Annotated in this window: 22 protein-coding genes; 11 read left to right on the forward strand and 11 right to left on the reverse strand. The window is 32.0% G+C overall.

The window, feature by feature from the left end; genetic code table 11:
- Positions 1–22 precede the first annotated feature (22 nt).
- The 5 genes from ABXT66_RS07400 to ABXT66_RS07420 all read right to left on the reverse strand — a co-directional run bounded on the left by ABXT66_RS07400 (position 23) and on the right by ABXT66_RS07420 (position 4,452).
- Positions 23–1,210 (reverse strand): efflux RND transporter periplasmic adaptor subunit, encoded by a 1,188-nt coding sequence (locus tag ABXT66_RS07400; protein ID WP_443642852.1) that lies wholly within the window; start codon positions 1,208–1,210, stop codon positions 23–25.
- Between the two features lie 135 nt (positions 1,211–1,345).
- Complete coding sequence (locus ABXT66_RS07405; protein WP_443642853.1) at positions 1,346–1,765, reverse strand: DUF1489 family protein; 420 nt, start codon at positions 1,763–1,765, stop codon at positions 1,346–1,348.
- 15 nt (positions 1,766–1,780) lie between these two features.
- The gene (gene mgtE, locus ABXT66_RS07410; protein ID WP_443642854.1) at positions 1,781–3,196 is read right to left on the reverse strand and encodes a magnesium transporter; all 1,416 of its coding nucleotides are present in this window, start codon (positions 3,194–3,196) and stop codon (positions 1,781–1,783) included.
- 62 nt (positions 3,197–3,258) lie between these two features.
- Entirely contained in the window at positions 3,259–3,642 is a 384-nt protein-coding gene (locus tag ABXT66_RS07415) for a carboxymuconolactone decarboxylase family protein (RefSeq protein WP_443642856.1), read from the reverse strand.
- A 9-nt stretch (positions 3,643–3,651) separates the two neighbouring features.
- The gene (locus ABXT66_RS07420) at positions 3,652–4,452 is read right to left on the reverse strand and encodes a sulfite exporter TauE/SafE family protein (protein ID WP_443642857.1); all 801 of its coding nucleotides are present in this window, start codon (positions 4,450–4,452) and stop codon (positions 3,652–3,654) included.
- Between the two features lie 106 nt (positions 4,453–4,558).
- On the opposite strand from ABXT66_RS07420, the gene ABXT66_RS07425 reads away from it, so the two are divergent.
- The 8 genes from ABXT66_RS07425 (at position 4,559) to ABXT66_RS07460 (ending at position 11,283) form a co-directional block, all read left to right on the forward strand.
- The gene (locus tag ABXT66_RS07425; protein ID WP_443642858.1) at positions 4,559–5,461 is read left to right on the forward strand and encodes a pirin family protein; all 903 of its coding nucleotides are present in this window, start codon (positions 4,559–4,561) and stop codon (positions 5,459–5,461) included.
- 17 nt (positions 5,462–5,478) lie between these two features.
- Positions 5,479–6,399 carry a ketopantoate reductase family protein gene (locus ABXT66_RS07430; RefSeq protein WP_443642859.1) on the forward strand — a complete coding sequence of 307 codons (921 nt, stop codon included), beginning with the start codon at positions 5,479–5,481 and terminating at the stop codon, positions 6,397–6,399.
- 106 nt (positions 6,400–6,505) lie between these two features.
- Positions 6,506–6,712, forward strand: a complete 207-nt coding sequence (locus ABXT66_RS07435) for a cold-shock protein (RefSeq protein WP_443642860.1) — start codon at positions 6,506–6,508, stop codon at positions 6,710–6,712.
- Positions 6,713–6,769: 57 nt separating this feature from the next.
- On the forward strand, positions 6,770–7,063 hold the full coding sequence (locus ABXT66_RS07440; protein WP_443642861.1) for a Trp family transcriptional regulator: 294 nt from the start codon (positions 6,770–6,772) through the stop codon (positions 7,061–7,063).
- The gene (locus ABXT66_RS07445) at positions 7,056–8,450 is read left to right on the forward strand and encodes an anthranilate synthase component I family protein (protein WP_443642862.1); all 1,395 of its coding nucleotides are present in this window, start codon (positions 7,056–7,058) and stop codon (positions 8,448–8,450) included. Before ABXT66_RS07440 ends, ABXT66_RS07445 begins: the two co-directional genes overlap by 8 nt.
- A 1-nt stretch (position 8,451) precedes the next feature.
- Positions 8,452–9,096, forward strand: coding sequence for an anthranilate synthase component II (locus ABXT66_RS07450; RefSeq protein ID WP_443642863.1), 645 nt, complete (start codon positions 8,452–8,454; stop codon positions 9,094–9,096).
- A gap of 16 nt (positions 9,097–9,112) precedes the next feature.
- Complete coding sequence (locus ABXT66_RS07455) at positions 9,113–10,087, forward strand: quinone oxidoreductase family protein (RefSeq protein ID WP_443642864.1); 975 nt, start codon at positions 9,113–9,115, stop codon at positions 10,085–10,087.
- Positions 10,088–10,179: 92 nt separating this feature from the next.
- Positions 10,180–11,283: an LLM class flavin-dependent oxidoreductase gene (locus tag ABXT66_RS07460; protein WP_443642865.1), complete on the forward strand. Its 1,104-nt coding sequence runs from the start codon at positions 10,180–10,182 to the stop codon at positions 11,281–11,283.
- 5 nt (positions 11,284–11,288) lie between these two features.
- On the opposite strand, the gene ABXT66_RS07465 is transcribed toward ABXT66_RS07460, so the two are convergent.
- The 3 genes from ABXT66_RS07465 to ABXT66_RS07475 are packed head-to-tail and all read right to left on the reverse strand — an operon-like array spanning position 11,289 to position 12,833.
- Positions 11,289–11,762: a hypothetical protein gene (locus ABXT66_RS07465; RefSeq protein ID WP_443642866.1), complete on the reverse strand. Its 474-nt coding sequence runs from the start codon at positions 11,760–11,762 to the stop codon at positions 11,289–11,291.
- On the reverse strand, positions 11,762–12,382 hold the full coding sequence (locus ABXT66_RS07470; protein ID WP_443642867.1) for a hypothetical protein: 621 nt from the start codon (positions 12,380–12,382) through the stop codon (positions 11,762–11,764). Before ABXT66_RS07470 ends, ABXT66_RS07465 begins: the two co-directional genes overlap by 1 nt.
- Positions 12,375–12,833, reverse strand: coding sequence for a MotA/TolQ/ExbB proton channel family protein (locus ABXT66_RS07475; RefSeq protein WP_443642868.1), 459 nt, complete (start codon positions 12,831–12,833; stop codon positions 12,375–12,377). Before ABXT66_RS07475 ends, ABXT66_RS07470 begins: the two co-directional genes overlap by 8 nt.
- A 370-nt stretch (positions 12,834–13,203) precedes the next feature.
- Between ABXT66_RS07475 and ABXT66_RS07480 the strand changes: the two genes are divergently transcribed.
- Entirely contained in the window at positions 13,204–13,458 is a 255-nt protein-coding gene (locus tag ABXT66_RS07480) for a DUF1127 domain-containing protein (RefSeq protein ID WP_443642869.1), read from the forward strand.
- 201 nt (positions 13,459–13,659) lie between these two features.
- Entirely contained in the window at positions 13,660–14,187 is a 528-nt protein-coding gene (locus ABXT66_RS07485) for a 2,4'-dihydroxyacetophenone dioxygenase family protein (RefSeq protein ID WP_443642870.1), read from the forward strand.
- Here ABXT66_RS07485 and ABXT66_RS07490 read toward each other — a convergent pair.
- From ABXT66_RS07490 to ABXT66_RS07500, 3 genes are read right to left on the reverse strand one after another with little or no spacing between them, the layout of a single operon-like run.
- Positions 14,180–15,826, reverse strand: coding sequence for a tripartite tricarboxylate transporter permease (locus tag ABXT66_RS07490; RefSeq protein ID WP_443642871.1), 1,647 nt, complete (start codon positions 15,824–15,826; stop codon positions 14,180–14,182). The genes ABXT66_RS07485 and ABXT66_RS07490 overlap by 8 nt on opposite strands.
- Positions 15,827–15,835: 9 nt before the next feature.
- Positions 15,836–16,324 (reverse strand): tripartite tricarboxylate transporter TctB family protein, encoded by a 489-nt coding sequence (locus ABXT66_RS07495; protein ID WP_443642872.1) that lies wholly within the window; start codon positions 16,322–16,324, stop codon positions 15,836–15,838.
- Between the two features lie 50 nt (positions 16,325–16,374).
- Positions 16,375–17,349 (reverse strand): Bug family tripartite tricarboxylate transporter substrate binding protein, encoded by a 975-nt coding sequence (locus ABXT66_RS07500; protein ID WP_443642873.1) that lies wholly within the window; start codon positions 17,347–17,349, stop codon positions 16,375–16,377.
- Between the two features lie 99 nt (positions 17,350–17,448).
- Here ABXT66_RS07500 and ABXT66_RS07505 point away from each other — a divergent pair, with 99 nt between their 5' ends.
- The gene (locus ABXT66_RS07505; RefSeq protein WP_443642874.1) at positions 17,449–19,254 is read left to right on the forward strand and encodes a gamma-glutamyltransferase family protein; all 1,806 of its coding nucleotides are present in this window, start codon (positions 17,449–17,451) and stop codon (positions 19,252–19,254) included.

Here is a 19,254-nt window from a genome sequence, read left to right on the forward strand (position 1 = left end):
TTAAAAATTTTTTATTTTTTAATTAATTTAGTACGGAAACTTTTTTATTATCAAGATTAGTTGATATACGTGTAGAAATTATTAAATCATCATCAGTAAAGTTTCCTTTAACTAATACAAAGCCAGAACCTTTATATTTAAGAGAAACCTGTTTTTCTTTAGCAATATTATTTTTAACTATATAAACCTTATTACCATATAAAGAAGTTTCAGGTAATTTAAACAGTCCCTTAAAATCTCCTTGGGGGTATTTTATACGAACAAATGTTCCTACAGGTATATAATCGTTTTGATTAAGATTTTGATTGATTTTAGCAAATAATTTTCCACCACCCTCTTCTTCGTTGGTTTTACCATCAGTTCTTTCAATAACAGCAGTAATTTTTTTTAGAGAATTTGCTCCAACTTCCCATATTACTTCAATTGACTTTCCTATTAAATTTTTTGCATCTGAATAGATCTTACTAGGAACAACAAATTCAACTTCTAAATCATCAATAGAAAAAATATCGGCAATTTTTTCGTTACTAGAAATAAACTGACCTTTATTAATTTTTACATTAAATAATCTTCCATTAAATTTAGCCTTTAAAACAGTGTCAGATAAATCTTCATTTGCTTTTTCTAAAATTGTTTTAGATCTGATATAGTCAGATTTATTTTTTGAAAGAAGTATTAATTCATTATCATATTTATTTTGAGATATAACTTTTCTTGTTAACATTGATTTATATCTTTTAACTTGCCTTTTACGAATATCTAGCTGTTTACCTAATTCTTGAGTCTCTGAATTCAATCTTTTAATTTCAAGAAGGTAACGTTTTTGATTAAGCTTTGCTAATATTTGCCCATTCTTTACGTAAGAACCATTTAGAAAAGCATCTGAAATATATTCAATTTTGCCAGAAACACCAAATCGTAGATCACCTTTTCGAGAAGAGACAATCTTTCCAAATGCATCAGAAGTGGGAAAATGATTAGATTTTTTAGCCTTAACTACATTTACATAAAATGTCTTTTCTTTAACCTTTAAAGGTTTTGCTTGTGGTTTAGTTGATACAAGATATTTATAAGATATTAGACTGACTAAAAGTACTAAAATAAAAGCTATTAGCTTACGATTAAATATTTTAGAAATCATTTTTTCTCTTTCTAACAAGTTTCGTATTCCAGAAGCTATCAGCTTAAGATTAAATACTTTAGAAATCATTTTTTCTCTTTCTAACAAATTTCATATTCCAAAAAATTAAATACCAAAAGTTAGTAAATAATGATTGAGAGGTTAATATAATGTTAACTTTTTCTTTACAAATAATAATTCAAATACAAATTTACAATTTTGTGGTTAATATAATCCTAATTTTATTAACTCAGAATTAATTTTTTCAGGTAAATCTTCATTATCTTCGTTACTTAAATTTAAATCTGGTGGAATATCATCAGCCATATAATATCTCCAACCTTGGAAAGGTTTCATTGGTGTTGGAATAACCCTTACTAAATCTGTATCTAACTCAATTTCACAACCTTTAGTCCCATCTTCTCTAATAACGGAAATGATGTCTAATATTTTTTGTCTAACCAAAACATTTCTTTTAATAATCCAAAAAATTGAACCTGTCTTAATTAATTGATCCTTTTGTTTTGGCATATTTCTAGTTGTATGTATTATTTTTCCATAAGCGTCAGCGAGCATTTTCTGTCTAATTCGAAGTCTCTCAATACTCTCTATTCCAACTGCAATTTTTTTTAAATGATATGTCAATGAAATCGGTCCAAACTATAAAATTACCAATGCAGACAAACCTAGAAAGGTAAAAAAACCTATGACATCAGTTGCAGTAGTCAAAAACACAGAACTCGAAATTGCAGGATCTATTTTAAACCTTTCTAATGTTAGTGGAATTAAAGTACCCAAAATTCCTGCAAATAACAAATTTGCTATCATTGCTAAGCCCATAATAAACGCAATATGCTTATCACCAAACCATAAATATGCTAATAAAACTGACAAAAAAGCAAATATAACACCATTAACCATACCCACCCATGTCTCTTTCAAAACAAATTTTTGTAAATTAGTGTAATTTAATTGCCTAGTAGCTAACGCTCTTACTGCTACGGTTACAGTTTGAGTTCCAGCATTTCCACCCATAGACGCAACAATTGGCATCAATACAGCTAAAGCAACTAGTTTTTCTATTTCATCTTGAAATAACCCTATAACTGATGAAGCTAAAATCGCAGTAAACATATTTAAAATAAGCCAAGAAAATCTTCCTTTAACAGTTTCAACAAAAGAAGATCTTATAGAAAAATCACTTACTCCAGCTAAACCTTGAAGATCCTCCTCAACCTCTTCATTAATCACATCTACTATATCATCTACGAGTATTACTCCCAGCAGTCTATTTGCTATATCTGTTACAGGCATATTTACTAAACCATATTGCTGAAATAATAGCGCCACCTCTTCTTGATCTGTATCAACATTTACACTTCTTGGATTTGTTTGCATTAGGTCATTTAGTCTAATTGGTCTTTTAGCTGACAATAGCTTTGAAAGAGAAATGACACCTAGAAGTCTCTGAGCAGGGTCTACAATATATATTGAATAAAAGTTTTCTTCTTCATCCTGAGGTTTAGTTCTCATATGGTCAATAGTTTGACCAACTGTCCAATTACTTGGAAAAGCTAAGAATTCTCTTTGCATTAACCTACCAGCAGAGGATTCTGGAAATGAAAGAGCTTCTTCAACTAAAATTCTATCAGCTTTAGGAAGTTGCTTTATAACAACTTTTCTATCTTTTTCCTCTAGTTCTTGAAGAATTTCAATAGCGTCGTCTGAATGCAATTCAGGTATAGCTTTTGCTAAAGCCCTTGTCCCAATAAAGTCAATTACCTTTTCTTGAACGTTATGATCTAAATAAACTAATACTTCTGGGTCAAGAGCTTTCCCTAATAAGTTTAAAAAAGAATTTAAGTTTTCACCAGAAAGCCTTTCAATCATATCTGCTTGATCAGCGGGATGCAGGGGTTCGATTAATTTTTTTAAACCCTGTCTGTTTTTTTTCTTAATGGTTAACTTGATTGCATCTTCAACAACAGGTGTGAGACCGTATAAACTTTTAAAATTATTATCAACTGAAGAATATTCAACTTCACTTAAATCATTTTTATCAAATTTATGGTCCATGATTGTCCACTAAAAATTACTTATTACATATATTTTAAACCTTAATTTAAAGGATTTAATTACTATTTTTCTGCATCAACTTCTTTAAATACTTCCCTAATTAATCTAAGAGACTCTAATCCTGCAGGCGCGCCACAATATATAGTAATTTGTAATACAACATCCCTTATTTGTAATTTTGATAAACCATTATTTAAGGCACCTCTAACATGTAATTTAAATTCATGAGATCTATTTAGGGCAGCTATCATGCCTAGATTAACAAGTGATCTGTCTCTGTCAGATAAGTTTTCTTTGTTCCAAACTTCACCCCATGCATATTCAGTAACTAGTTTTTGCATATCAGCTCCTAGTTCGTCAGCAGAAGCTAAAGCTTTATCAACATATTCATCACCAAGTACTTTTCTTCTTTTTGCTATACCTTTTTTAAAAATATCACTTTCCATTGATAACCCCTATAAAATTTGTTTACTTATTAAATTAATACCACACAAAAACAAAGCAAAGTGGCTTATATGATAAAATAATTTATCAGATAGTTTTTTATTCAAGAACTTGCCCAAATATATACCAAGTGGTAATATTGGCAAAACAATAAAACTTAATAAAATACTGGTCTGGCTAAAAACTTCTAAATTAAAGAAAAAAGGGAGTTTTGCTAAGTTTATAATCAAAAAATAAAAACTCATAGTGCCAACAAATAACTGCCTTTCTAGACCAAGTGGTAAAAGAAAAATTTGAGCTGGAATCCCCCCTGTTAAAGCAACAAAACTTGAAAAACCTGAAAAACCACACCAACCAATTGCTCTAGTATAAGAGAGTTCTAATATTTTTTTTGTTTTCTTGACAAAATAGTCTTTTATAAAAATATCTTTAAAATATCTAATAGAAGTTGTTAATGCTAATAGACCAATTAAAATTAAAATATAACTATCATCAAGATATTCAAAACAAAGCCATCCTAAAATTTGACCTATTAAACCTCCTAAAACCATTAACTTTAAAATTTTAAAGACTGGAAATTTTCTCCATGTAAATGCTACAAAAACATCTGTAATTAAGTATAAAGGAAGTAATATTGCTATAGCTAACTTTGGAGGAAAAACTAAAACCATAACTGGCAATCCAAGAGATCCTAAAGCACCACCAAAGCCTGATTTCGAAATAGCTACAAGTATTACTGCCAAAAGAGCAATTGGTATTAAGACTTCTAAATCATTAATTAATCTTAAATTTGATAATGCTTCTTCTATCAAGTTTTAATTCCTTTTTCCTAAATATTTGATAAGAATATACCTACTATAAATTTATTGGTTAAAAAAATGATTAATAAATATTATTCTTATAGATGTGAGAATTATAATGAGTATTAGGCCTATTTTAGAAAAAAAAACGTCTTCACCTGTAATTGAGGGAGCTGGTGTTCGGTTAGATAGAGCTTTTGGGTTTGGAAACACAAGTCAATTTGATCCTTTCTTACTATTAGATGATTTCCGAAATGAAAATCCCAATGACTATTTAAAAGGTTTTCCCTGGCATCCCCATAGAGGCATTGAAACTATAACTTATATCTTAAAAGGTTCCGTAGAGCACAAGGATAGTTTAGGTAATTTTGGGAACCTTAATGATGGAGATGTCCAATGGATGACAGCAGGTTCAGGTATTTTACATCAGGAAATGCCAAAGGGTAATAAAAAAGGAGAGATGCACGGGTTTCAATTATGGGCTAATCTTCCCTCAAATCTAAAGATGACAAACCCCAACTACCAAGATGTAAAATCTAAAGAAATCAGTGTTATAGAAGATGACGACGGGACAATTATTAAAATAGTAATAGGTGATTATAAAGGTTATAAGGGTTTGATAAAAGGAATTGCTTCAAATCCGCAGTATTTTGATATTTATGTACCACCTAATAGAATAAAGAGTTTTGAAATTCCTACTTATAATAATTGCTTTGCCTATGTTTTTGAAGGTAATGCTAAATTTGACTATTCTTCAAAACCAAAAGGAATAAAGATAGAAAAAACTATTAACAATGAAGAGTATACAATTAGAGACATGAGTGGAAACAAGACTTTAATTACTTTTGACACAGGAAATCAAATAAAGCTTTTATCTGGCAACAAAGGAGTAAGGTTTTTACTTGTTTCGGGTAACCCTATTCAGGAACCAGTTGCTTGGCATGGCCCAATTGTTATGAACACAAACGAAGAAATTAAGCAAGCAATGTATGAATTAAATAATGGAACTTTTATTAAATAATAGTGGAGATATTAACTATGAAAATAGCTGTAATTGGAGCTGGTGCGATGGGATCTATTTATGCGTCTTTTCTTGCACAAAGTAATAACAACGTTTTGGCAATTGATCTTTGGGAAGATCATATCAAGGCAATTAATTCCAATGGCCTTAGAGTGTCAGGCTTTAGCGGTGACAAAACTGTCAAAAACATAAAGGTTTCTAGAGACATTAATGACGCTAGAGGATATGACCTTTTCATTATTGCAACCAAAGCCGCTGGAGTTGGACCAGTTGCGTCAAAACTAAGCAAAATTGTATCTAAAGATTCTATAATTTTAACTATTCAAAATGGATTAGGAGCAGGAGAAAGAATAGCGTCTTTTATGCCTACAGACAATATACTCCTTGGTGTAGCTCAAGGATTTGGAGCTTCTATGATTGGTCCTGGACATGCACATCACAATAATATGAGTATGATTAGAATAGGTGAAATGAATGGAGGCATAACACAAAGGTTAGATAATTTAGTTCAAGTTTGGTGTGATGCTGGATTTAACGCAAAGTCATTTGAAGATATTGAACAGTTGATTTGGGAAAAATTTGTATGTAATGTAGCTTGGAGTGGTTCATGCTCCATATTTAAAAAGACGCTTGGCCAAGTCATGGAAAATGAATATATGTTTAACATTGCCAAAGGCTGTGCACTCGAGGCAAGAAAGATGGGCGACCTTAGAAAAGTAAACTTTACATTTCACGATACAGTTGATTACATAACAGAGTTTGGCAAAAAACTACTTAATTCTAAACCTTCAATGCTTCAAGACATTGAAGCTCATAGACTTTCAGAAATTAATGCTATTAATGGTATGGTCGTAACTTTAGGAAAAGAACATAATGTTGAAACTCCCTATAATACTGCTGTAAGTTCAATAATTAAAGCACAAGAAGCTGATTATTAACTAATAAGATAGTGTAATTTGAAACTTGCCTTAATAATAATTATTTAATAAAGTAATTTGAAGCTATAATAAGCTTTAATTATTTAAGAAAAGAAAAGGAAGAAAAATGGCCACAGGAACAGTTAAATGGTTCAACCCAACCAAAGGCTATGGTTTTATTGAACCTGAGGGTGGAGATAAAGACGTGTTTGTTCACATCAGTGCAGTTCAAGCTGCAGGCATGACAACACTTGAACCTGATCAAAAAATTCAATACGAACTAGAAGATGGTCAGAACGGTAAAGTTTCTGCCGGAAACTTAAAAGCAGTATAATTCTTAAAATTTTTATTTTACACCTCCTTTTTAACTAAAAAGAAAATGTACTAGTACATGAAAGCAACGCTTTTAATAAAATTATTATCTGAAACCAGCAAGCCTGAAATGATAAAACTTCTTTTAAAAGCTCTCTTCACAAACAAAGAAATAAAAGAGTTAGAAAATCGTATAAAAATATTTCAATTACTACTTAAAGGAAAAAAACAAAGAGAGATATCAGAAATTTTAAATGTTGGAATAGCTACCGTTACAAGAGGCGCTAGTGCATTAGAAAACGAAGATATTTTTAAAGTTAATAGTGAAATTATCCAAATGCTTAAAACAAATAAAATTGATTTAAATGATTAATAAAAAACCAAACAAAATAATAATCCAAGGAAAACCTAAGTATGTTAAAATTGGAGATGAATATGACTTTTTTCAGCTATTTATTAAAATAGAACAAAATTTTAAGAATTGTTTTTTATTTGAATCGTTAGGGGAAGAAAGTAATATTTCTCGTTATCATATTGTTGGCTTTAATCCAAAGTATATTGTTTATTCTGAACAAAAAGATCAATTAATAATTGAGGATACAAGTAATGGCAAAATAGAAAAATATGTTTGTGATAATCCTTATTATGAATTACGAACAATCATACCACAGAATATAATATCAAGAAAATATGCAGGTGGATTAGTTGGCTTTATCGGGTACGATAGTATTAATTTTTTTGAAGATAATTTGAATATAACAAAAAATAACAATTTTGAATCATTTAAATTTGGTGTGTACCTTGACGGCCTAATTTTTGATCAAATGACTGGAGAAATATTTTATTATTATTATGAAGATAACAAAATTGAAATTCTGAAGGATATACTGAAACAAACTAATAAATTCAACAAGAATGTAGATTGTAAATTCATAAAAAATTCTATGACAAAAGAAGATCATAGAAAAGCAGTATTAAAAATTAAAGAAGATATAAAAAATGGCTTGATTTTTCAATGTGAAGTTGGCTTTAAAAGTCATTATAGAATTAAAGGAAATTTAACAGAAATTTATTCTAAATTACGCTCCCTTAACCCTTCTCCACATATGTATTTTATGAAATTTGATGATCAAGTCATTATTGGTGCCTCACCTGAACTATTATTTAGACTAAAAAATGGTGAAATGGAAACATTTCCTCTAGCTGGAACAACTAAGAGAGGATCAAATAAAGAAGAGGATTTGAAATTAGCTAGGGAGTTGCTTAATGATAGTAAAGAAATAGCAGAACATAACATGCTAGTTGATTTACACAGAAATGATTTAGGAAGAGTTGCAAAATTTGGAACCGTTAAAGTAAGAAATTTAATGGACATAAAAAAATACTCGCATGTTCAACATATTTCGTCTGAAATTGCAGGCATAATTAATGAAAATGAGGATATGTTTTCAGCGTTGGCATCAAACTTTCCTGCAGGCACCCTATCAGGAGCTCCTAAAATTGAAGCAATGAAAATAATAAACGAAATTGAGGAAGATGGTCGAGGACCATATGGAGGAGCTATTGGTCAATTTGGCTTTAATGGAGATTGTACGTTTGCAATACCTATAAGATCATTATTTATCAAAGGTGAAGAAGCTTATGCACAAACTTGTGGAGGAAATGTATACGATTCAGACCCAAATAAAGAATATCAAGAAATAGAAAGAAAGTTAAAAGCAATGAAAATAGTTCTTAAATCTTTTGAGAATAAAAAATAAAATGAAGGTATTAATTATAGATAATTATGATTCATTTACTTTTAATTTATATCAATTGTGTGGTGAAATTCTTAATAAGTATTTAAATCAGCATGATAACGAAGTCATTGTAAAAAGGAATGATGAATTATCAATAACTGATATTAACCAGCTTAACCCAGATAAAATAATTATATCACCTGGCCCAGGATCTCCTGAACAAAAAAAATATTTTGGTATATGTGGGGATGTAATTTTAGAAAAAGGTCCACTTACCCCAATACTAGGAATTTGTCTTGGTATGCAAGGCATTGTCAATGCTTATGGCGGTAAAATTATTCATGCTAAACAACCAATGCACGGTAAAGTTTCGTATTTATGCCATGACAAACAAGGAATACATAATAATATTCCTCAAAACATTGAAATAATGAGATATCATTCATTAATAGTTGACGTAAAAACACTTCCTGATTGCTTTACTATAAATGGAGTTTCGCATGATACAGACTTTGAAAATGTTTTACCTAAATTTAAAGATATAACATCACAAAATGAAATTATGGCAATATCTCACAATTCCTATCCAATATATGGAATTCAATATCACCCTGAGTCATTTGGAAGCGAAGGTGGAAAAGAAATATTAAAAAATTTCCTTTTATAATTTAGTAAGTAAAAAGATGAAAACAAAAGTAGTTAAAATATATGAACAGGGATCTATTGATGTTCTTAAATTAGAAGAAGTAGACATTAAAGAACCTAGCGCAAATGAGGTGTTGATTGAGCATTCTTATGCTGGCTTAAATTTTATAGATATAAATCAAAGAAATGGAACTTACCCCTTAAAAAACCTGCCTACTATAATGGGCATGGAAGCTTCTGGAAAAATCAAAAAATTAGGAAGCAATGTTACAAAATTTAAAATTGGTGACAAAGTCACTCACTGCATGAACCTCGGTTCTTTTTCACAAATGATGAATTTAAATGAAAATAAACTTATAAAATTAAAAAATGAAGTTGATCTTAAGATTGCCGCCGCTGCAACTCTTCAAGGATTAACATCCCAATATTTACTTCATCATTCATACAAACTAAAAAAAAATAATACTCTACTTATTCATGCTGTCGCTGGTGGTGTTGGCCAAATCCTATGCCAATGGGGAAAAAAGATTGGAGCAAATGTTATTGGAACAGTAAGTACTGAAGAAAAAGAAAAAATTGCAAAGAAAAATGGCTGTGACTTCACGATTAATTATTTAAAGGAGAATTTTTATGAAAAAGTTATGGAAATAACAAAAGATATAGGTGTAGATGTTATTTACGACTCTGTTGGGAAAGATACTTTTTTAAAAGGTATAAAATGCCTTGCTCCAAAAGGAAGAATAGTTACATTTGGCGTTTCATCAGGACCAATTGAACCTATAAATATAAATACATTAAGATCTTTTTCAGGATCAATTGCAACTGGTGGGTTAAATACATACATCAAAAATAGTGATGAAATGCAAAAAAATGCAGATATGTTTTTTGATATGATAATCAATAAAGACATTAAAATTAATATTGATCACGTTATAAGAATAGATGATATCAAAAAAGCTCAATCTCTTTTAGAAAGAAGACTTACAACCGGCTCTGTAGTATTAGATTTTTAATTTTTTATAATTACATATAAAATAATAAAGTTTAAGCTTTTATAATATAAGAAAAAATTTAAACGAACTTATTTTGGAGAAACTGTAAATAAATGTTAAATCTTGGATTATTTATGATGCCGTTGCATCCAGCAGACAAGGATGTAAGCGTTTCTTATGAAGAAGATAGACAGCTTGTTATTTTAGCAGATAAATTACATTTCACTGAAGCATGGATGGGTGAACATTATAGCTCAATTGCAGAGCCAGTAACCTCTCCCCTGATATTTAATGCCTCGTTGATATCAGAAACCACAAATATAAAATTTGGAACAGGTGTTATTTCTTTACCACAACAACACCCAGCAGTAGTCGCAGGTCAAGTAAGTTTACTTGATCATCTATCTAAAGGCAGAGTTATACTTGGAGTTGGTGCTGGTGGTCTAGTAAGTGACTGGGAACTTTTTGACAATATGGATGGTCGCACACGTGCCATTACCATGATTGAATCTATAGAGGCAATTTTAAAATTTTGGAGTGATGAGAAAGATTATAATTATAAGGGTGAATTTCTAGATATTTCTCTTAACAAAAATGTTGTCAGTGAATTAGGTATTGGAAAATTTGTTAAACCATTTCAAACTCCTCACCCAGAAATTGCAGTATCTTTAAAAAATCCTAATTCAATGACTGCTAAATTAGCTGGAGAAAAAGGATGGATACCAATTTCAGGCAACTTTGTTGATGCAAATGATATTGCAACTCACTGGCCTACTTATCAAGAAGCTGCAAATAAAGTAGGAAAAAAACCTTCCTATTGTAAATGGCGTGTTGGGAGAAGTGTGCTTATCACTTCTTCAGACTCAGAAGCAAAAGAGATATTAGATAACCCTGAAGGCGTGTTTTCTCATTATTTTCTTTATTTAAATACTGTTTCAAAGCTAGCTTCTGGCACTTTAGGAAAAGATATTAATCTAAACAAGGAACTTCCAGAAGCCATAACAAAAGCAAAGAACTTAATTATTGTTGGGAACAAAAAAACTGTCACAGAAAAATTAATTCAGTTTATTGACCAAGTAGGACCCTTCGGCACATTACTTCTTACAGGACATGATGTTGGCAATTCAAAAAAATTGTGGGAGGATTCTTTTTCAGAGATGTCAAATTCAATTCAACCAATTTTGTGTAAGTATATAGAACAAAAGTTTAAAATTTAAATATTTTACTTAGGCATCATCTTCTGAAATGGAAACCGATAAGTTTTCAAAGTAAATTCGTTATTTCTTGATTTTTTTTCAACTGGATCTTCTTTAACAATTTCACCCATTTGAGGGACACCTGATCTTTCAGCATTTCTTTTAGCTTGATCTAAAGCTTCTTCATTTTGTTCTGTATGAGGGAATTTAAAAAGCTTATTAATACCGTCTTTTACAGCCCAAAGCACAATTAATCTCTCACCTTTATCATAAATGACTGCGTGATGTTCATACACAAATTGTTCTGGAGGCCTGTCATACATAGGACGGCCTATAAACTCGTGATTTGTATAAAAACTAAGCCATATCGCAATAAATATAATAGGTACTGTAAAAAACCTTTGCCAAATATTTTTTGTAAAAAATGGCAAACAACAAATAGCCCCCGCAAACGACCAAATCAACATTAATTGTCCTGTGCTGATTGAAAAATCTAACATTACACACCACTCTTTTTTCTTATTACTTCACCATCAATTATAAGCTCGTTCGTTGGATCAACGTGTACAATACCATTATAATCAACTCTAAATTTAAATGCTGGGAGCTCTTGTCCTTCTTCACTAAAAAATAATTTTTTTGTGTATTCTTCTTTATAAGGGTTAACTTTTAGTAACCTTACTGTAGCGTGCGTAAGGGGTGCTGGAAATTTTCTTGCATTATAAAAATGAATTGTAACTAAATATGATCTAGCCTCTGGTGTTCTTATAGCGACAACCTCTCTATTTTCTTTTAAGTAAACTGTTTTACCATTTTGATCCACATAAGTATCATTTACAGTACCTAAATCATCTCTTTCTAAATGGATTAATGCGTCATCCGGCCTTCTGAAACTTACTATATGGCCCATATTGTCTTTAACCCAAACATCTAGATCATATGGCTTTTCACCATCCCACTCCAATTCTATAAAGTACTCTGCCTTAGGCTTTATTGTTTCTTTTTTAGCTACTGGATTTATTAATAAAAAAGCTAACATAAACAAGAATACAAAACCTATCAGCATATTGAATAATAGATCTATAAATCCAAAAGAAGATCTGTATCTAGGATCACTCATAATTAGAATTATTCTCTAGAATAACCATTTGAATTTTAGTTAATACACTACCAACTAAACCTGCAAGAGTAGTACATAAAGCCGTACTCATTCCCAACGCCATATTAGATATTACTTTTTGGACATTTTCTACATTACTAACATCTAAGTTATCAAAAGCAGAACTTAACATTAACAAAAACCCTGCAACTGTTCCAATTAAACCCAGGGTGACCATTGTTTCTGAAGCAAACCATATATAATTACTTAATTTATTGTATTCAACGCTTGACTTAAAACTTAAGAAACCTGTTGATATTGATGTTCCAATGAAAATTACTATTATTATAAAACTAATCTTAGTTTGATCAGCATCATATAGTTTTTCAAACCATCCATAAGTAAAAATTAAGATTGCGGCAAATGACACAGTAACTACCTGTATCCACCACAACAAAAAAGCTTTTGACAAATCACATACTCCTTAAAAATATATATTTAACATATTAAAAATCTACAAATATTAATCAAGTACATAAAATGTACTAAGGATATATTTTAATATTATCAATATTGCTAATATCGTTCACTATCTCTATTAATTGGTTTTGTTTTTTTCTCCTAAACATACAGAATTTTTTAAAATTATAATAAATTCCTGCCTAATCAAAGCCATATTGTTTCCTAATTATACATAATTATGTTACAATTATGTTAAATCTTTCTATTTTGGAAACAATCATTTTCCAATTTGCTATATTCTCTTTGTTATTTTTATTTCGTATATAATTAACAACGAAGGAATAATCCTTCTTAATTTTATAAAGAAAAGTGAAAAGACGATGGAAAATACATTTTTAGCAAGAGCCAATCAATTTATCTCAACTGTTTTTGACAAGATTGCAGTATCAAGAACTAGACAAGCTTTAATAAGCTTAGATGACCGTACATTAGCTGATATTGGATACACAAGACAACAAGTTTTAAATGGTGACTTCTTTAACATAACTGACGTTGTAGACTTCCCTGCAGGTAGCTTAGGTCTAACTAAGTCTGTTAAGCAAGACAATAAGGTAGAAGACAAAGAAGCCGCTTAAAGGTTTAACAATTAATATTCGTAATTCCTCCCTTGAATATTAATAAAGATGGTGACATAACATAAAGCTAATACTCCTCCCCCAAGGTAGCTATTATGTCATCTCATTAACAAAGGACGAAGGACCCCCATCCTTCGTCCTTTTTATTTGATAAGATTGTAAATAACCTTATTCTAAGGTTATTAATTGTGGGAGATTGATATGAACGATTTAATAAAACCAACTCTACCGGCAACTTATAATGGACCTAAGCCACAAGGGGCTATTCCAGATATTTTTGTACAAGATAGCTTTTCCAAAGATGATGATAGATTATGGGTTCCATTGTCTCCCGGCCGTTGGTCGAGACCTTTATGTTTCAATATAAGTCAAGGTTACTGGGTACACTTAACAAAAGTAATTGGTGGTGGATTTTTATCTCGACACAGACATCCAGCTCCAGTTCATGGTTTTGTAATCAAAGGGTCTTGGAGATACCTTGAACATGACTGGGTTGCAAAAGAAGGATCGTACTTATTTGAACCACCTGGAGAAATACATACTTTAGTAGTAGATCAAGATTGCGACGAAATGATTACTCTTTTCCATAATTCTGGCGCTTTACTCTATTGTGATGAAAATGGAAAAACTATAAATTCAACTGATGTTTTTGATAGGGTTGATGCTGCCAGAAAACATTTTGTAAAAGTAGGTTTAGGAGAAGATTATGTTAATCAATTTATTAGATAGTTTGTAGAGATATGGTCCTTTTATAAATTAGAAAACTACCTGTTAATAATAAGATTGCTGCAATTATCATCCTCACTGGACTACCCATTAAAAACAAAGGAAAAGACAATACCATCATAGAAATTGGTACGTAAATTTTAGAAAACAAACTATCTTTGTTGGCATTTTGATAAAACGGAAATAATATCGATACTATTGCCATTAATAAAAAAAACAGCGACCAAGGTCTTGTTAAAAATAAAAAATAATCGTCACTAGTGCCTATAGCTCTAGCTATATTTAATTCTGCTAATTTCCCTAACACAACACCAAGGATCATAGGAGCCAAAGGGAAACCCAATTTTCTCATAAAATATCCAATAACCCCAAAACCAAACATTACCCATATATCAAAAGTTATATTATGAAGAGCAAAAACTCCAATCGCACAATAAGCTAAAATTACAGAAGCAAGAACGTACATTGGAATTCTTGTTACAAGTAAAAATAATTTCAAAGAAAATGCTTGTAAACCAACCATAAAAAAATGAGCCGCAAAAAATGCAATAAAAACACCGTAGGCTAACATAGGTTCATCTTGAATAAATGAAGGGCCTGGAATTATATTATGAATCATTAACGCACCAAGCATTACAGCAGTAACAATATCACCAGGAATGCCTAATGCCATCATCATTATTAACGCTCCACCAGCAGTAGCATTATTAGCAGATTCAGGAGCAATAATTCCATCTACGGCGCCTTTACCAAACTCATCTCTATTTTTTGCTGCTTTCTTTGCCTGGTCATAAGCTAAAATATTAGAAATAGATCCTCCAGCAGCAGGGAGGATACCAGTAAAAATACCTATAAAACTTGATCTAAATAAATTAATCCAATTTCTAATAACTAAGGCAATTGCTTTTCTATGTTCAACTCTTACAGGATCAGCTGTTTTTGCCATTAATGGAGCTTTTGCCTTTTTACTGTCTTCTACATCGCTCAATAATTGAGAAAACGCAAATAAACCAATTAATACAGGCAAAAAAGCAAACCCTTGTCTAATGTAATCAGATCCAAATGCAAACCTTGCTACTCCATTTATCTCATCTTCACCAACGCATGCAGCGAACAGTCCTAATAATCCCGCAATTAAACCCTTTACCATATTATCACCAGAAAGGCTGACGGTTATAGTTAATGCAAAAATTATTAAAGAAAAATAATCCCAGGGTCCAAATTCAAGACCAAGAAAAGCAAGTTGTGGAGCTAAAGCAACTAAAATTACGGCACTAATCATACCTCCAAAAAAAGAAGACCAAAGTCCCAACCCTAAAGCTAAACCAGGCTTACCAGCTCTGACCATAGGAAAGCCATCAAACGTTGTAGCAACCGAGGACGGTGTTCCAGGTATGCCTGTTAACATACCAGACATTAACCCTCCAGATAGTCCCCCTACAAAAACACCCATCATTGTTGCGAGACCTTGAATAGGGCTCATCCCAAAAGTGAAAGGTAAAGTAAGAATAACACCCATAGCAATCGTAAAACCAGGTATCGCACCAGCTAATAGCCCAGCTAATGTTCCAATGGCCATTAAACCTAATGTCAAAGGGTCAAGTAATACTGATGCACCTGCCTGAAGAATGATGTCAAACATTATCTATACCTACCAAACACGTAAAATTTCTCCTTCAGGTAACATTACCCTTAAACCAAATGTAAAAACCATCCACATAAAGCCAATGCTTAAAACAGAAATTAATAAGTGTTTGACACCTAATTTAATAGAAAAACCACCTAATAGAGTTAATAAACCAAAAACAAAGACTATCCCTCCTAAAAGCATCCCAAGATAATCTAACGTTGATAGGAAAAATATAAACATTCCAAAGCACAACAGTGCATTTTTAAACTTTAAAAAATTAATTTTAAACTTGCTATTGTCCTTATGGTCTTCTGTTTTAAATTGAAAATATGATTTGCCTAGCATTACTGAAGACATGACTACCAACATCCATAAAACAACTCTTGGCCAGGCATCTGCTTTCATACCTTCAAATCCAAGGTCTCTGATATTTGAAGCATCATTTATCATAATGCCAGAGAAGCAAAGTAAGAAAATTGCAATTATTAAATCTGATTTATTATTCGTCATAATTATTCCGAAAAAAACTCAGAGAGAAACTTCTCTCTGAGTTGTAAAAGTTATTTTCTTTTATATACACCAACTTTTTTTGCAATTGGTAACCATTTATCATAAGTAGCTTGAAAATGATCTGTATAATCTTTTGCACCTTTGTAAGTAATTAATATACCCTTTTTATGCATTGCATCTTTAAAATCACTGTCTGCAGCAGCACCTTTTAGCATTGCAGCATAATGATCAATAATTGCTTTTGATGTGCCTTTAGGAGCAACGACACCTCTTTCAACAGCATATACGAGATCATAGCCTTGTTCTTGCGCTGTTTTCATACCTGGAATTTGGTCTAATCTTGCTGGGTTTGTAACACCTAAGGCCTTTAATTTACCAGCCTTAATGTATTTAATGGCAGCCGCTAAATTGATTTCTCCAAGTTTTATATTGTCAGCTAAAAGAGCTGTCATTCTTTGCTTAGTACCGTCATAAGAAACATGCTTGAATTTCACACCTGCTGCGTCTTCTAATAATAAGAATACAAATTGACTAGTAGAACCAAAAGTTCCCCCAGCAGTAATACTTCCTGGGTTTTTCTTAGCCGCAGATACCAACTCAGTTAAATTAGTATAAGGAGTGTTTACATTAGCTCCAATAATTGAAGGAGTAGAGGTTACCATCGAAACTGGCTCAAAGGCATCCCAAGTAATATCAATTCTACCAGTAAAATAGCTAGTTATTGCACTTTGGTGAATCGCGAATAATGTACACCCATCAGGCTTTGCTTTTGCCGCTTGCTTAGCACCTTTGTTTCCACCTTGACCACCAACGTTTACAACTTGTAATTGTGGCTTAGCTCCATTCTTATTAACCTTCTCTACGATTTGACGGAAGATTATATCAGTTCCACCACCAGCTCCCCAAGGAACAATAAGTTTGGCTGTACCACATGGAATATCTGGAGCAGCAAAAGCGCCCGTTGCTGAGAAAGCAAGAAAAGCTACACCAGCTATTCCCACTTTAAATATATTTTTTATAGACATTGTTATCTCCACAAATATGTTTAATTTATCAATGTGTAATATTCACTTAGATGCAGCTTAAGAGTCAAACGTTTAATATTTTTTTATAGGACAAAGTTGATGAAATTTACTACAAGACCTCAAATTGTTGGAAATTTTGGCATAGTAACCTCAACGCACTGGATTGCTTCAGCAGTAGGTATGTCTATTTTGGAAAAAGGAGGAAATGCATTTGATGCAGGAGTTGCAACTGGCTTCGCGCTTCAAGTTGTGGAACCACATTTGAATGGTCCCGGTGGTGAAGTTCCACTGATATTAGCACCTTACAATAAGGATCCCATTGTTATATGTGGACAAGGGATAGCTCCAAAAGCAGCTAGTTTAAAAACTTTTAAAGATATGGATTTAAATATAGTTCCCGGAAGCGGTTTATTACCAGCCGTAGTACCTGGTGCTTTTGATGCTTGGATGCTTTTACTATTAAATTTTGGAACGATGACATTAAGAGAAGTTTTAGAACCTGCAATAAGCATAGCTATAAAAGGTTATCCCCTAGTTCCAAACATAATAAATACTATAAAGTCTGTTGAGCAGTTATTCAAAGACGAGTGGACAAGCTCTGCAGAAATTTATCTTCCTAAAGGAAATTTACCTCAGGAAGGTGATTTTTTTACAAATAAAAAAATGGCTGAAACTTACCTAAGAATTATCAATGAAGCTGAAGCGAAATCCAAAGATAAAAAAGAACAAATACAACAAGCAAGAAATATTTGGAGTAAGGGATTTATTGCTGAAGAAATAGATAATTATTGTAAAAACAACAGTGTAATGGACACAACAGAGAAAAGACATAAAGGCTTGCTAACTGCAGATGATTTGGCTGATTGGTCAGCTACAATTGAAAAACCATGTTCATATAATTATAAAAATTATACTGTCTGCAAAACTGGTCCGTGGGGGCAAGGACCTACTTTTCTGCAGCAGTTAGCACTATTAAAAAACTTTGATTTGGATGCACTTGATGAAAAGTCACCAGAGTTTGTTCATCTAGTTGTCGAAGCAACAAAGCTAGCTTTTGCAGATAGAGAAGCCTTTTACGGAGATACTAATTTCAATGAAGTGCCTATGGAAACTTTATTAAGTGAAGATTACAACAAAGATCGAAGAAATTTAATTACTGATCATGCCTCAATGGAAGTAAGGCCAGGAAATATTCCTGGGTTTGGAGGCAATGTTGTAGTAAGGCCAAAAGGACAAACCTCAGAATCTTTTTCAAAGTTTGATATAGGTGAACCTACAGTTGCCAGATTTGACGAACCTTTACCAAACAGTTTAGGCGAGACTAAAGGAGACACCACTCACTTTGACATAATAGATAAATGGGGCAATATGATAGCAGGTACGCCCAGTGGCGGCTGGTTACAAAGTTCTCCTATTATTCCAAACCTTGGTTTTTGCTTATCTAATAGAGGGCAAATGTTTTGGCTAGATAAAAATTCACCAGCATGCATTGGGCCAAAGAGACGACCAAGAACTACATTGTCACCTAGTTTAGCCCTTAAAGATGGATCTCCGTATATGGTATTTGGCACTCCTGGCGGTGATCAACAAGACCAATGGTCGCTTCATTTATTCCTTCGGCATGTTCACTTTGGACTCAATCTTCAAGAGGCAATTGATGCTCCTGGTTTTAGCACTGCTCACTTTCCAAATTCTTTTTATCCTAGGGAAACAGACATCGGTCATTTAGCCGTTGAAGGAAGATTCCCAAAAGAAACTATTGATGAGCTCCTTAAAAAAGGTCATAAAGTTTCTGTAGATTCAGATTGGAGCCTTGGAAGAATGACTGCTGCTTCAATGGAGAATGGAATTTTAAAAGGTGCAGCAAATCCTAGATTTATGCAAGGATATGCAATTGGAAGATAA

It is taken from the genome of Candidatus Levibacter sp. Uisw_134_01, from assembly GCF_047717795.1.
Lineage (GTDB): Bacteria > Pseudomonadota > Alphaproteobacteria > Puniceispirillales > Marisalimonadaceae > Marisalimonas.